1 protein-coding gene is annotated in these 857 nt (G+C 68.1%); it reads right to left on the reverse strand.

Annotated features, from left to right (window positions below):
* Nucleotides 1-17 precede the first annotated feature (17 nt).
* Nucleotides 18-775 (reverse strand): IS5 family transposase gene (locus ACLBXO_RS31605; protein ID WP_447687899.1). Its coding sequence is split into 2 segments (ribosomal slippage): nt 18-439 and nt 439-775, totalling 759 coding nucleotides; the frame shifts between segments, so codons are not numbered across the junction.
* Nucleotides 776-857 lie beyond the last annotated feature (82 nt).

The raw sequence follows: 857 nt of genomic DNA on the forward strand, positions 1-857 counted from the left end.
CTAGGGTTTGGACTCGATCAGCACCAGAAGGCGATGACGGCGGCCAGAGCGAGGGCCGAGGCGTAGTTGCGTGCGAGCTTGTCGTAGCGGGTGGCGATCCGGCGAAAGTCCTTGAGGCGGTTGAAGGTCGCCTCGATCCGCCACCGTTCCCGATAGCGGCTCTTGTCGTGGCGGATCTTCCGCTTGCGGCCGCGCTTGCCCGGGATGACCGGCGTGATGCCGCTCTTGCGGAGGTCAGCGCGCAGCCAGTCGGCATCGTAGCCCTTGTCGGCTGCCAGACGTTGGATCCGGCCTGGCGCTTCGGCCAGCACCGCAGGCGCGGTGGTCACATCGCTGGCGTTGCCGGGCGTTAGCAGGAGGACGCCGGGGCGGCCGAGGACGTCAGTGAGCGCGTGGATCTTGGTGGTCTGGCCGCCGCGCGATGGGCCAATGGCCTGCGCCGTCGCCCCCCTTTGCCGCCATGGGCAGAGCGGTGGGCGCGGACGTAGCTGCTGTCGAGGGCAGCCGCATCGCCCGTCCATCCGGCCTTGGCCAGCGCGGCTAGCATGGCTTTCCAGAAGCCGCGCCGCGACCATCGGTTGAAGCGGTTGTAGACCGTGGTCCGCGGGCCGTAGGCGGCCGGGCAATCGCGCCAGCGGCAGCCCGACGTCAGCACGTGCAGGATGCCAGAGATGATCTGCCGGTCGTCCTTGCGCTCGGGTCCGGGCTGATCCTTGGGCATGAACGGTCCGATCACCGCCCATTGCTCATCCGAGAGCCAGAACAGGTCCGCCATCACCGCCTCCAGGCCGCAGAACGGCCGCCTGGAATCACAAAACGACAGACCCCGCAACGGCTTGGTTCGGTTCACACCCTAG

The organism is Methylobacterium sp. C33D, from assembly GCF_053345825.1.